Annotated in this window: 11 protein-coding genes; all 11 read right to left on the bottom strand. The window is 69.7% G+C overall.

Annotated features, from left to right (window positions below):
• Positions 1-91: 91 nt before the first annotated feature.
• Positions 92-1,579: an NAD(P)/FAD-dependent oxidoreductase gene (locus ACEI37_RS27345; RefSeq protein ID WP_373378887.1), complete on the bottom strand. Its 1,488-nt coding sequence runs from the start codon at positions 1,577-1,579 to the stop codon at positions 92-94.
• A 67-nt stretch (positions 1,580-1,646) separates the two neighbouring features.
• Positions 1,647-2,543 carry a patatin-like phospholipase family protein gene (locus ACEI37_RS27340; protein WP_373378886.1) on the bottom strand — a complete coding sequence of 299 codons (897 nt, stop codon included), beginning with the start codon at positions 2,541-2,543 and terminating at the stop codon, positions 1,647-1,649.
• Between the two features lie 17 nt (positions 2,544-2,560).
• The gene (locus tag ACEI37_RS27335) at positions 2,561-2,974 is read right to left on the bottom strand and encodes a PaaI family thioesterase (protein WP_092315439.1); all 414 of its coding nucleotides are present in this window, start codon (positions 2,972-2,974) and stop codon (positions 2,561-2,563) included.
• Between the two features lie 47 nt (positions 2,975-3,021).
• Positions 3,022-4,080: an AbrB family transcriptional regulator gene (locus tag ACEI37_RS27330; RefSeq protein ID WP_373378885.1), complete on the bottom strand. Its 1,059-nt coding sequence runs from the start codon at positions 4,078-4,080 to the stop codon at positions 3,022-3,024.
• 124 nt (positions 4,081-4,204) lie between these two features.
• Complete coding sequence (locus ACEI37_RS27325) at positions 4,205-5,719, bottom strand: tripartite tricarboxylate transporter permease (protein ID WP_115678992.1); 1,515 nt, start codon at positions 5,717-5,719, stop codon at positions 4,205-4,207.
• A 28-nt stretch (positions 5,720-5,747) separates the two neighbouring features.
• Positions 5,748-6,221, bottom strand: coding sequence for a tripartite tricarboxylate transporter TctB family protein (locus tag ACEI37_RS27320; RefSeq protein WP_373378884.1), 474 nt, complete (start codon positions 6,219-6,221; stop codon positions 5,748-5,750).
• Between the two features lie 246 nt (positions 6,222-6,467).
• Positions 6,468-7,436 (bottom strand): tripartite tricarboxylate transporter substrate binding protein, encoded by a 969-nt coding sequence (locus tag ACEI37_RS27315; RefSeq protein ID WP_062795973.1) that lies wholly within the window; start codon positions 7,434-7,436, stop codon positions 6,468-6,470.
• 353 nt (positions 7,437-7,789) lie between these two features.
• Positions 7,790-8,641 (bottom strand): ChaN family lipoprotein, encoded by an 852-nt coding sequence (locus ACEI37_RS27310; protein ID WP_373378883.1) that lies wholly within the window; start codon positions 8,639-8,641, stop codon positions 7,790-7,792.
• A gap of 10 nt (positions 8,642-8,651) precedes the next feature.
• Complete coding sequence (locus ACEI37_RS27305; protein WP_373378882.1) at positions 8,652-8,999, bottom strand: DUF2149 domain-containing protein; 348 nt, start codon at positions 8,997-8,999, stop codon at positions 8,652-8,654.
• On the bottom strand, positions 8,996-9,505 hold the full coding sequence (locus tag ACEI37_RS27300; RefSeq protein ID WP_373378881.1) for a MotA/TolQ/ExbB proton channel family protein: 510 nt from the start codon (positions 9,503-9,505) through the stop codon (positions 8,996-8,998). The genes ACEI37_RS27305 and ACEI37_RS27300 overlap by 4 nt, the downstream gene beginning before the upstream one ends.
• A gap of 119 nt (positions 9,506-9,624) precedes the next feature.
• Positions 9,625-13,611 carry a cobaltochelatase subunit CobN gene (gene cobN, locus ACEI37_RS27295; RefSeq protein ID WP_373378880.1) on the bottom strand — a complete coding sequence of 1,329 codons (3,987 nt, stop codon included), beginning with the start codon at positions 13,609-13,611 and terminating at the stop codon, positions 9,625-9,627.
• Positions 13,612-13,621 lie beyond the last annotated feature (10 nt).

Below are 13,621 nucleotides of genomic sequence, written 5' to 3'. Positions count from 1 at the left end.
CATCCGACTTCGTCGATGCGCCGGCCCTCTCCCCCGCCCCTCTCCCGCGAGCGGGAGAGGGGAGAAAACAAGCGGGTGTGGATACGCGCCGTTAGCCGAACAATTCCTCCGCCACCGTAGGATGCACCTGCACCGTACTCTGCAGATGCGACTCCCTCACCCCAAGCCTTAACGCCACTGCCAGCGCCTGCACGATCTCCGGCGCCGCGTTGTCCATCAGATGCACGCCCAGCACGCGCCCGCTACGCGCGTTGAGCACCAGCTTGAACACCGACTGATGCGGCGTCCCGGCAAAGCGATGCTCCAGCGAGACAAAGCGCTTGACCACGGTACGGATGCGCTCGGGCTTGCCGGCGGCCTCGATGGCCTGTGCTTCGGTCAGGCCCACCGCGCCGATGGCGGGCTCGCAGAACACCGCGGTCGGCACGATATCGAAATCCGCCCGTTCGCCGCGCCGTCCGAACAGCCGGTCGGCCAGCCAGCGCCCTTGCGCGGTGGCCACCGGCGTCAGGTGCAGGCCGTCGATGGCATCGCCCAGCGCATAGACGCTGCGCACGCTGCTGCGGAACTGGCGGTCGACGCGGATGCCGCCGCGCTCGCCGAAGGCCACGCCCAGCGCTTCCAGCCCCAGGCCCTGCACATTGGAAACGCGCCCGATCGCCGCCAGCGCGGCCTGCGCCCGCACGGCTTCGGTCTGGCCCGCGCGGCTCGGATCGTTGGTAGGCTGGTAGCAGACTTCAACCGCGCCGTTGGCCTGGCTCAGCAGGTGCACGCGCGCATTCAGGTGCAGCCGCACGCCGCGCGCGGTCAGCGCGTCGGCCAGCGCCGCGCCGATGTCGTGGTCGAAATGCGGCAGCAGCCGGTCGCCGGCGACGACCAGGTCGACCTTGACGCCGTAGCGCGACAGGATCGAGGCCTGTTCCACGCCGATATAGCCGCCGCCGACGACGGCGACCGAGGCGGGCAGGCTTTGCCAGGTGAAGACATCGTCGGAGCTCGCGGCCAGGTCGCCGCCCGGCACGTCGAGCGTGCGCGGGCGCGCGCCGGTGGCGATCAGGATGCGGCGCGCATGGATGGTCTCGTCGCCGACGCAGACTTCCTCCGGGCCGGTGACGCGCGCCTCGCCGCGCAGCACTTCCACGCCGGACTCGGTCAGGCGCTGGGTGTAGCCCACGTTCAGGCGCGCGACCTCGGCGTTGACGCGCACGATGGCATCGCGCCAGTCTTCGTGCCCGCCGGTGTGCGACAGGCAGCCCGACAGGATCGCCGACCACGAGGCGCCGTAGGACAGCATCTTCTTCGGCACGCAGCCGCGGTTGACGCAAGTGCCGCCGATGGCATCGCGCTCGACCAGGATCACGCGCGCGCCGTGCGCCGCCGCGCGCCGCGCGCAGGCCACGCCGGCCGAGCCGCCGCCGATCACCACCAGGTCGGCCGCGCGCGCCTTGTCGTTGCGCCGCGAGCGGCCGCTGCGCGCGCGCGGCACCTGCTGCACCGGTGGCGCCGCGCTGACCTCGCGGGCGCGCCGCGGCGCGCTGGTGGACTGCACGATGGAAAGCGGTGTCTGGCGTTTGGTCATCCAAGCCTCCTGTCGCGGCACGCGGGCCGCATCGACAATCATCAGGCCAGCGCCGGCAACACGGAAACTAGGCAGCGGGCCGCAGTTCGGTATTCAGGATCGACGGCCACTCGCGCAGGAAAGTTTCCCCGTCGCGGCGGCCCAGTTCATAGGCGTGCGTCATGGCATCGGGCCGGGTGTAGTCCCAGCTCGAGATCGGCACGCGCTGCGAAGGCTGCAGGTACAGGCGGCGCTGGCCGCCTTGCTCCAGCACGAAACGGCGTGGGCGCGGGTACAGCCGCGTCACCAGCACCAGCACATTGCCGGGCGCGGCATCGAGCGCGTCGACCGGCACGTTGTCGACCAGCCCGCCGTCCAGCACCGGGCGCCCGTCGCGGCGCAGCACCGGCGTGAACGGCGGCGTCGACGCCGACTGCAGCAGCAGGTCGGCCAGTTGCTCGGGCGACGCGCAGTCCTGCGCGCGCACGAATTCGGGACGGAAGCCGAGCTTGCGCCCCAGCCGCGGGTGCAGCGTCTTGAGCACGTGCTTGTCGATGTTGTAGGCCAGCAGCCCGGCGGCCACCGCCAGGCGCGGACCGCTCCAGCGCGGGATATGTGCCACGCCGATGCGGATCTCCGGCGCCTGCTGCAAATGCGCCAGGCGCCCGTCGGCAAAAATGGTCAGCAGCGCGGTGCGGTAGATGCCGTAATGCGGGAACACGCGTTCGTTGCGCAGCAGGTTGCCCCAGTAGGCGTTGCGCCGGTTGCTGGCCAGCACCGCGCGGTAGTAGTCCATGGTCTGGTGCGAGTCGTGCGCATAGACCATGCAGGCGGTGGCCGCACCGGCCGAGATCGCGGCGATCACGCGCGGGCGCAGCTGCAGCTCCGGCGCGACCGTGTCCCACCAGCCCGCCTGCCACCAGCAGCGGTTGCCGCCGCCGGCAAAGACGACCTGGTCAAAGGGATTGGCGTCGCCGCTAATCATGGGAGATCCGGAGCGCCTCAGAGCAAGGCGTAGGTGGTGGTGGCCTGCACCGCCAGCTTGCCGTCGGTGCCAGTCAACTCGATCTCGCCGAACACCACGGTCTTGCCGAGGCGCAGCACGTTGGCGCGCACCAGCACGTCGCCATCGATCACCGGGCGCATGAAGTTGGTGGTCAGCGACACCGTGGTCATCGGCCGGAACGCGCCCAGCGCGCTGGCCACGGCGACGATCATGGCGGTATCGGCCGCAGACATCAGCACCTGGCCGCAGACCACGCCGCCCGCATGGCGGAACGATTCGCTGAACGGCAGGCGCAGCGTCACGCCCTGGGCGTCGACGGCTTCGGCGCGCAGGCCGAGCTGGCGTACCCACGGCGCCAGCACGCGTTCGAGCGTGGCGTCGATATCGGCAAGGGTCAGGGCTTCGGGCATGGTGCTCCTTGTTCTGGCTGGCCGCACCATGGCGGTCCTGCGGACCGCTATTCCGTCTCCTCGGGCGCGACGCGATGTTTGAGGCAATGATACAGGGGCCCCGTGGCCAGCACCACGAACGCCATCCGGATCACGTGGAAGGCCGTTACCAGCGGCACCCCGACCTCCAGCACCTTGGCGGTGATGCACATCTCGGCGATGCCGCCCGGGGTGGTGCCCAGGATCACCGTGGCCGGGTGCGCGCCCGACAGCGCCGACAGCCCCCAGCCGAACAGCGCCGACACCACCAGCGCCAGCACGGTGTACAGCGCCACGCCCGACAGGAAGCGCGGCGCGGTATGCAGGAACTCGCGCGAGAAGCGCACGCCCAGCGACACGCCGATCAGCAGCTGGCCGGCGCGGCTCATCCAGGTGGGGATGGCCGACAGTTCGATGCCGCAAGCGGTCAGCACCGCCGCCGCGAGCAGCGTGCCGATCACGAACGGGTTCGGCATGTTCAGCCGCTTCACCAGCAGCGCCACGCCCAGCGTGATCGCCACCAGCGCCACCAGCCCTGGCGCGCTGACCACGCGCGGGCCTGGAATATACGGGTCGAGCCCGTGGATGCCGCCGTACTGGAAGATCGCCGGAACCGTCACCACCACCATCAGCACCCGCAGCGAATGCGCCGCCGCCACCTGGTCGATGCGCGCGCCGTTGCGCTCGGCCAGGTTGGCCATCTCCGAGGCGCCGCCGATGGCCGTCGAGAAGAACGCGGTCTTGAAGGCAACGCCGGTGGTCCGCCGCAGCAGCAGCGCACCGCCCGCGCCCAGCGCCAGCGCGAACAGCGAGCCAGCGACGATGTACGGCAGGTACTCCACCAGCCGTGCCACCACGTCCGGCGTGAAATACAGCCCGAGCGAGGCGCCGATGACCCATTGGCCGGCATTGCGCGCCTGCGCCGGCGCGCGCAGGTCGGCACCGGCCATGCGCGCGGCGGCGACCGCCAGCAGCGGCCCGATCATCCACGGCAGCGGCGTATGCAGGAGAGTGCAGAGCAGGGCGGCGGCCAGCCCGAGCGCCAGCGTGGGCAGCGCGGACAGCCAGCGGTTGGAGAGAAGAGACATGTCGCAGCGGCCTGACGCGGCGGCGCCGGCGGCTTGTTGTTCTGGAACAGGAAACGCCAAAGGCAAGAGGCCCGCACACCACCGGCGTGCGGGCCCCGCAAAGCTTACCGCAAGATCGCGCGCATCAGGCGGCGTTGTCCGCCTGCGCGTGCGCCGAGCCGCGCCCGGCGTGCCAGCGCAGCAGGCGCGGGATCACCACCACTGCCACCGTCAGCGCAAGGATCGAGGCCGAGATCGGCTGGCGCAGGAACAGGCTCCAGTCGCCCTGGCCGATCGACAGCGCATTGCGCAGCTGCTTCTCCGCCATCGGCCCGAGGATCATGCCGACGATCACCGGCGCGGTCGGGAAGTCGAAGCGGCGCATCACCATGCCGAGCAGGCCGATCACGAACAGCAGCAGCAGGTCGAACCACGACTGGCGGATGCCGTACGCGCCCAGCCCCGCGAAGATCAGGATGCCGCCGTACAGCAGCGGCGTCGGCACGCGCAGCATGCGCACCCACAGGCCGATCGCCGGCAGGTTCAGCACCAGCAGCATCACGTTGCCGATATACAGCGACGCCAGCAGGCCCCACACCAGGTCGCCCGAGGTCTGGAACAGCATCGGGCCCGGCTGCAGGTTGTAGTTCTGGAACGCCGCCAGCAGGATTGCGGTGGTGTTGGAGGTGGGAATGCCCAGCGTCAGCAGCGGCGCCAGGGTCGCGGTCACGGCCGAGTTGTTGGCGGCCTCGGGGCCGGCCACGCCTTCGATCGCGCCGACCTTGCCGAACTCTTCCTTGTGGTCCGACAGCTTCTTCTCGGTCGCGTACGACAGGAAGGTGGGGATCTCGGCGCCGCCCGCCGGGATCAGGCCGAACGGGAAGCCGATGAAGGTGCCGCGGATCCATGCCGGCAGCGAGCGCTTCCAGTCCGACCGGTTCATGTGGGTCGAGCTGAGCTTGTTGTAGGTGCTGGGCGGCTGCGGGAAGAACGCGTTGAACAGCGCCTCGCCCACCGCGAACAGGCCGACGGCGACCACCACGATGTCGATGCCGTCGTACAGCTCCTGCACGTTCATCGAATAGCGGGTCTGCCCCGACAACGAATCCATGCCGATCAGGCCGATGCCCAGGCCCAGGAACAGCGCGGTCATGCCGCGCAGCAGCGACGAGCCCAGCACTGCCGAGACCGTGGTGAAGGCCAGCAGCATGATCATGAAGTACTCGCCCGGGCCGAACTGCAGCGCCACGTCGGCCGCCACCGGCGCGAACAGCGACAGCATCACGGTGGCGATGGTGCCGGCCACGAACGAGCCTATCGCCGCGGTCGCCAGCGCCGGGCCGGCGCGCCCGTTCTTGGCCATCAGGTTGCCTTCCATGGCGGTGACCATGGTGGAAGACTCGCCCGGGGTGTTCATCAGGATCGACGTGGTCGAGCCGCCGTACATCGCGCCGTAGTAGATGCCGGCAAACATGATCAGCGCCGCGGTGGGTTCCACCTTGGCGGTCAGCGGCAGCAGCATCGCCACCGTCAGCGCCGGGCCGATGCCCGGCAGCACGCCGATGGCGGTGCCGAGGAAGCAGCCGACCAGGGCCCACATCAGGTTGATCGGCGTGATCGCGACGGCAAAGCCGTGCATCAGCTGGTTCAGGGTATCCATGCGAAGACTCCTTGCGGGACGGGCGGGCTCAGAAGCCGGCGATGGGCAGCAGCGGCAGGTTGATGCCGAGCAGGGACTCGAACAGCGCCCACATCGGCACCGTGATGCACAGCCCGACGATGGCGTCGCGCACGAGGCGGCGGCTGCCGTAGCCGCGCGCCACGCAGACCATCAGCAGCGTCGACGACAGCACGAAGCCCAGCGTGCCGATCAGCGCCATGTTCAGCACCAGGCCCGCGGCGACCCAGACGAAACCGCCGAAGTTGTGCGGCGCGTTGGGCAGCTCGGCGTCCTCTTCCGGCATATTGCGGAAACCGCCGCGCACGCCCTGCCAGGTCAGCAGCGCGCCGCACACCGCCAGGCCGATCGCCACCAGTGTGGGCACGAAGCGCGGCGACAGGCCCGCATAGCCCTCGTCGCCGGTAATGCCGGACAGCCCGAGGAAGAAGAACAGCGAGATCGCCAGCACGGCGATGCCGATGGCGAGGTGCGAGGGTTTCATGGAGACTCCTTGGCCATGGTCGCCAGCCGCGGAGGCTGGCATGCGCGACGCTGGCGGATGCTGCCCGCGCGGCGGCGGGGCCCGGTGACAAATGTTGTTGTCTTCGGTATCGCAGGTGGACACCGGGCCCCGCGCCGTGTTTCCCGGCCGCCGGGATCACCGGCGGCGTCGGCAGGCACGACAGGTAAAGCGAGAGCGATGCGTTGAGACGGTATGGCGCGGGCGCAAGCCGCGCGCCGGGCAGTGTTACTTGGCCACGCCCAGTTCACGCAGCGTCGCGCCCAGGCGGGTCGATTCGCTGTCGACGAACTTGCCGAACTCGTCGCCGGTCAGCAGGAACGGGGTCCAGTCGTTCTTCTGCAGCGTGTCCTTCCAGGCCTTGCTCTCGGTGGCCTTGACCACCGCGTCGATCATGGCCTTGCGCTGCTCCGGCGTGGTGCCAGGCGCGCCGTACACGCCGCGCCAGTTGTAGATCTCGACATTGACGCCTTGCTCCTTCAGCGTCGGGATATCGGCAACGCGGTCCTTGGACGTGACCGCCAGCGCGCGCATCTTGCCGCTCTTGATAAAGGGCAGGAACTCCGACACGCCGGCGATGCCGACCGTCACGTGCCCGCCCATGATCGAGGCTGAGGCTTCGCCGCCGCCCTGGAACGGCACGTAGTTGACCTTCTTCGGGTCGACGCCGCTTTCCTTGGCGACCAGCCCGGCCAGGATATGGTCGATCGAGCCCTTGGAGCCGCCGCCCCAGCTGACGCTGCCCGGGTTGGCCTTCAGTTGCGTGGTCAGGTCCTTGATCGACTTGATCGGCGAGCTGGCCGGCACGGTGATGACCATGGTGTCGGCGAACAGGCGTGCGATCGGCGTGGCGTTCTTCAGCGTGACCGGCGGCTTGTTGGTCTCGATCGCGCCGACCATCACCGCGCCCACCACCATCAGCGCATTGGGGTTGCCCTTGTCGGTGTTGACGAACTGGGTCAGCGCGATGGTGCCGCCGGCGCCGCCCTTGTTGTCGTACGAAGCGGCCTTGGCCTGGCCCGCGGCAATCATCGCCGCGCCCAGCGAGCGGCCGGTCTGGTCGAAACCGCCGCCGGGATTGGCGCCGATCATGACCTTGACGTTGTCCATCGCGAAGGCGGGCGCGGCCACGGCAGCGGCGGCCAGCGTGGCGGATGCCATCACGGCATGGGCGAAGCGGAAATAGGTACGGCGCATGGCGGTCTCCTTGGTAATACCGGTGATCGCTTGCCAGTCGATGGCGGCCGCGATCCGACCCGGGGGTTCCGGCGGCCATGGCGTTACGGGACGGGATGCGGTCCGGGGGCGTGCGCAGCGGCGCGGCACCGGGCTTGTCTCCTGTCCGGCGCGGCGGGGGCTGGCCGGGACTGTTCTTGGATGTTGGTGAACGTCAGGCCGGAACTTCCGGCCTTGGGGCGGATTCTAGGCGGGGGAAACTGTCAAAAGGCTGTCAAAGCGGGGGAGTTTGGGTTGGGGTTTACGTGGGGGGAGGGGGTGGGCAGTTGGAAGGGCGGCACTTCGTGGAGACTCCGTCCCCTGAAAACACCACCTCACCCCGCCGGCTTCGCCTGCAAGCAAGGATCCTTGCGCTCGACCGCCGGCACCACCACCGCCATGTCGAACTCCCCCTTCTCCGGCGCGTTTTCCACATAGCCGATGCTGAGCGCCTGCCCGGCGTCGCCGCCCAGCCAGCGCGGCACCCCCACATCGCGCCGCACATGCCCATTGCCCGCGATCAGCACGGCGCCGCGACCGGCATAAGGCCGCAACGCCTGCGCCATCACCGCGTCGCGCGCGGCCTGTGCCGCCAGCATGCCGGGCAGCATCGCCTTGGGGAAATTGCCGCAGTGCCCGCGGTCGAGCACCGCGGTCTGAGCCGCCACCAGGTCCGGCGGCAACGCGCCGGTCAGTCCCAGTTGGTGCCGCTCGGCCGCGGAAAACAGCCCGTCGAGCCCGCCGCGCACGATCTTGCCCGCGTCTGCGCGCGACAGGTTGGCGGCGACCAGCGGCAGATCGTATTGCAGCGCCAGCGCCACCACGGGCTTGTACAGCGGCCACTGCCACGCGCCGCCACCGGCCTGCGCGATCAGGTGGTCGGCATCGCGCGGGCGCTCGCGCCGGGCCCGGTCGATATCGGCCTGGCGCTCGCGGTCGAACTGCTCCATGGCGATGGCCGGGCGCCAGCCTTGCTCGAGCGCGCGCGTCAGCGCGGCCAGCCGCTGCTGCTGGCCGGCGGCGTTGTCGTGCACCTCGCCCAGCAGCACGTAGGGCTTGCCGGCGAAGGCGGCGCTGACCGTCGATGGAGCCGGCCCCGACGTCGCACAGCCGGCGCCCAGCACGGCAACGGCCGCGGCCAGCGTGGCGGCCGCGCACAAGCGGACAAACAAGCGGAATGAGATCACGCGCTTTCCCTTATCTCGTTTCAGTGACCGGCGCCGACGCCTGCGGCGCGGCCTGCTCCGGCACGTACACCATCGATCCGTCCTGCATCCGGTACGCCACGCCGGCCTTGATGCCGTCGCCGCTGCCGACCTGGCCGCTGGCCTGGTAGCGCACCACCTTCTCGCCCTGGCGCGACACGATCTCCATGTCCGGCTTGCCGGGATTCCTGATGATGGTCACGTCATCATGGGTGAACGGATTGGCCGGGTTCTGCGCGATCGCCACCAGCAGCGCGGCGATCACCACCAGGAACACGTCGATCAGGTTCACCACCGACAGGATCGGGTCGTCGGCCTCGCTCTCTTCCAGGAACTTCATGCGTCAACCTCCCACTGCGGCCGCGACTGCGCCAGCCACACCAGTTCCTCGGCCAGCCAGCGCCGGCGCACGTTGACCACCCAGAAGGTGATGCTGGCCGCGATCAGCGCCAGGATCACCGCGGAGAAGGCGATGGTGAGATTCTCGCCCACATTGGCCAGGTTGCCACCGGACAGCCCCTTCAGCGCCGGCCCCATCGGGATCATGGTCGCCACCAGCCCCAGCATCGGCGCCACGCGCGTGGCGATGCGCGGGCGCTCCAGCAGGCGGTGCGCGGCGACGTCGAGGGCGTCGGCATCGGCCACCCTGTGCTGGCGCGCCCAGGCCACCAGCACGTAGCCGCGCCCGCTGGCGATGGGGTGGCGCCCGCGCAGCCAGGCCTGCATGGCGAACTCGCCGAGCGCCCAGAAGGCGTAGAGAAACAGCAGCGCGATCAGCGCCAGCGTCGGGATCAGGAACAGCTGGCCGACGTCGTACATCAGGGTTTCGAGCAGGGTGGGTGTCATGGGGTCTCAGTCGTCTGGGAATACACAAATCAAATTACTCGTCGTCCCCGCGAAGGCGGGGACCCAGTGACTTTTCAAGACGCTGGATTCCCGCCTTCGCGGGAATGACAAAACGAAACTCAGCGGTGCGGCAGCCATGCCTCTGACTTGCTGGCAGCGAAGCGCCGCCGCGCGCTGAGCGCGCCGCCCGCGATCGCGGCCGCCAGCGCGATGCCGCCGGCCAGGCACGACAGCACCGGCACGATCTCGGCCGCGGGCGGCTTGCGCTCCACCAGCTCCATGCCTTGCACGGGCTGCATGGGATTCGGTGCGGGTGCGGGCGCTGGCGCAGGGGCCGGCGCGGCAGCCTGCGGCGGCGCTGGCGCCGGACGCGGCGCCGCAGCGCGCGGCTGCAAGCCATAGCCCGGCGCGGCAGCACGGGCCTGCTGCGCGCGATACTGGTTGAACGCGCGGTTGTGACTGACGATATCGTGCCGCTGCGCCAGGTCCTGATAGCGCTGCGCCAGTGTCTGCAACAGCTTGCTGTCGGCCTTCCAGTAGCCCTTGCGCGCGGCTTCGAGCATGCGTTCGATCACCTGCGCCTGGGCCTGCGGCGCGTTCTTTTCGAACCACTCGTTGAGGCCGAGTTGGTGCTTGTCGTTGACATAGACCTCGGCAAATTCTGTCCACTGGTCGTCGCGCACGATCTCGGGCGAGACCGCGGTCCAGCCCCAGAAGTTGTTGACGGTGTCGAGCACGTTCAGCGCGCCGCTGTAGCCCTCGGCCTTCATGCCCTCGATCCAGCCGGGATGGAAGTAGCGCGTGCGCAGCTCGCTGGCCAGGAAGCCGGCGGCGGTCTCGGTGCGCGCCTGGCTGGCATCGCGCAGGTTGGAGATCAGCAGTTCCGGCGCCTTGCCGGTCAGGTGGCGTACCGCCAGGCCAATGCCGCCGAGGTACTGGAATGGATCGTCGGTGGTCAGCATGCCGTACAGGTTGGAACTGCGCGCCAGCAGCGCGGCGTCGACGCCCTTGAGGTTCTCGGCATACAGGTTGGCCTGCGGCAGCGCCTCGCCCCAGTGCTGCTCGTCCGGGCCGTAGGCGTACTGCATGCGCGCCAGATACAGCCTGGCCAGCTTGGCGTCGGCCTGCCGGCCGCTGCCGAAGGTATCAGTCGCCAGCGCCGCATCGTTCAGGCCGGTGCCGTAGTTGCCTGATTCGCTGGCAAAGATGCGCGTCACCGCGAGCGCGTCGAGGCGCTCGGCGGGGACATTGAGCTTGCTCAGCCGTTCACGGACGGCGCGGATATTCGCCGCGACGACGTTGCCGGCTTCCGGTTGCGCGGCGGCGAGCTTCACCGCCTCGGCCAGCCACTTCATCAGGTTGGGGAAGTGATCGCGATACAGACCGGTGGCCGACAGCACCACGTCCACGCGCGGACGCCCGAGTTCCGCGGCGGCAATCGGCTCGATCCCGACCACGCGGCCGCCGTCGTCCCACTTGGGCCGCACGCCCAGCGCCGCCATCGCCTGCGCTTCGAGCATGCCCTGGTGGCGCATGGTCTCGACGCTCCACAGAGAGAACGCGAGCTTGTCGGGATAGCGGCCATGGCGCTTGCGCCAGTCGGCGATCATCGCCTCGGCGGCGGCCTGGCCCGCCTGCCACGCTTCGCGGCTGGGCACCTTGGAGGGATCGAAGCCGTACAGGTTGCGGCCGGTCGGCAAGGTGTCGGGGTTGCGCACCGGGTCGCCGCCGGTGCCCGGGTGCAGGTGGCGGCCGGCCAGCGCGGTCAGCAGCCCCGCGTTTTCGGGGGATGCGTCGAGGCTGGCATAGAGCTGCCGCGCGCGCTCCATGTCTTCACGCTGGCGCGCATCGGCCAGTTCGTCCAGCGAGGCGCACTCGGCCACGTAGCGCCGCACCATCGCATAGGGCGGCGTCTGCGCGAGCTGCGCGTAGTCGACCGCGAACAGCTCTTCCGGATCGTCGGGGAACACGCGCCTGAGCCAGTCCTTGCCGAGCATTGCCATGGTCGTGTAAAGCCGCAGCCCCGGGTCCTGCGACTGGCCGAAGGTGTGCAGGCCATAGGGCTGCAGCGCGCCGCCGAGTTCATGCAGGTGGATATGCAGCGCATCGAGATAGCCGCTGAAATCCGCGCGCGCCCGTGCCGCGCTCCAGCCCATGTCCTCGAACAGATGCATCGATGCGCTGCGCGCCAGGATCTGCTGGCGGATGGTGTCCTTGACCGCGCCTTCATCCTGCTGCAGGTACGCGTGCAACTGGTCGTGCAGCGCCACCAGGTCGGTATGCAGCCCGGCCGGGCGGAACGGCGGCGTCTGGTGGCTGACGATCACGGCGCGGCCGCGGCGCTTGGCCTGGATCGCTTCGCCGACGTCGTCGACGATATACGGATAGATCACCGGCACGTTGCCCAGCACCAGGTAGGGCTGGTCGGTGACCGACAGGCCGCGCTCCTTGCCCGGGGTCCATTCCTGCGTGCCGTGGGTGCCGTAGTGGACCAGCGCCTCGCGATCCTGGCGCGCCCACAGGTAGGCGGCCATGTAGAAGTGGTTCAGCGGCGTGGAGGTGGAGTGGTACAGCGCCTTCTCGTCCGATTCATTGCGCTCGCCGCGCGGCGGCACCGGCATCAGCGCGACGTTGCCGAGCTGCAGCCGCGGGATCACGAAGCCGGGCTCGCCGCCGCGCGTGGTCGCCATCGCCGATTGCTCCGGACTGCCCCAGCGCTGCGCGACCGCGGCGCGGAACGGCGCGGGCTGCGCGTCGTACCAGCGGCGGTACTGCGACATCGGCATCCACACCGCGAGGCCGGCATCGAGCAAGGGCTCGAGCCTGCCGCTGCGGTAGAAGGGTGCGAGCAGCGTGCCCAGGTCGCGCTGCAGCCGCGCTTGGTCGGCGGCCTCGGTGGTGTAGCCCGCCGCGCGCAGCGCCGCCAGCGTGCTGGCCAGGCTCTTCGGCAGGTTCAGGAACGACGCCGACAGGTTCTTCTCGCCGGCGGGATAGTTGTAGTACAGGATCGCCACGCGCTTGTCGGCGTTGGGCAGGTGCCGCAGCCGCGCCAGCGCCAGCGCCTTGTCGGCCACCGCATCGAGTTGCGCCGGCAGGCCGACGATGGCGCCGTCGCCCTTGGCGGTGGCGGCGACCAGGATCGGATCGATCACGCCGGCCAGTTCGGGCTGCACCAGGTAGAACGGGGTATCGATCAGGCTGATGCCGTGCGGGTCGTCCTGCCACGCCTGCGCGTCGCCCTTGCGATAGGGCATGACCTGCAGCACCGGCACGTCGAGCTGCTCGAACTCGGCCTTGCGGCCATGCGGGTTCAGCATGATCTGGCCGTTGAGCAGCACGTCGACCAGGCGCTTGCCCTCGGGCATCGCCATGCGCGTGATGCCATCGGCGTCCATCACCGGGCCGTAGAACGTCAGCACGCGCGCGTGGCGCGCTTCCAGGCGCGCGATCAGGTCGTCGATAAAGGCGCTGTCGAGGCCCGACACATAGGCCTGGTGGATGGCGATGCCGATCACCGGGCCGCTGCTGCCGGAGGCGGCCAGCGCTTGCTGCGGCGAGGTGGTGATCACGCCGGCGAGCTTCGGGTGGTAGTAGGCGGCCTTCGGGAACACCACGGGCGCGGGGATGCCATCGTCGCTGCGCAGGTGGAACTGCTGCGCCGCGAGCATGCGCATCATCGCGCCGAAGTTGCCGCGGCCGCCGTTGACGTAGTACGCCTGCAGCTGGGCGGCGAGCTTGTCGTCGACACCGTGCGCTTCATGGCGGTCGGTGGCGATCAGCACGCGCGGCACGCGCGCCTCGCTCCACAGCGGGCCGAGGCGCTGCAGCATCGCGGTCACGATATGGTCGCGCGGCGCATCGACGATCAGCAGGTCGGCGTTGTGGATAAACGGCGCGACCTCCTGCGCCGGCATGCGCTCCAGGTACTGCGCCTCCAGCGTCATGCCTTGGGCCTGCGCCAGTTCGCGCAGCGCGCCGAACTTGCCCGCCGGCACCGGCGAGCTGGTGAGGATGGCGATGCGCGGCGCGGCCTGCGCCGCGCCGATGCAGAGCAGCAGGCACAGCAGCGCCCAGAGCCAGCGGCAGTTTAGGTTTTGCGGGGACATGCGAAGCTCC

The sequence above is a fragment of the Cupriavidus nantongensis genome (assembly GCF_041726985.1).
Taxonomy (GTDB): domain Bacteria; phylum Pseudomonadota; class Gammaproteobacteria; order Burkholderiales; family Burkholderiaceae; genus Cupriavidus; species Cupriavidus nantongensis_A.
Note: the sequence above shows the minus strand (reverse complement) of the source record. Positions and strands in the feature narration are given on the sequence as shown.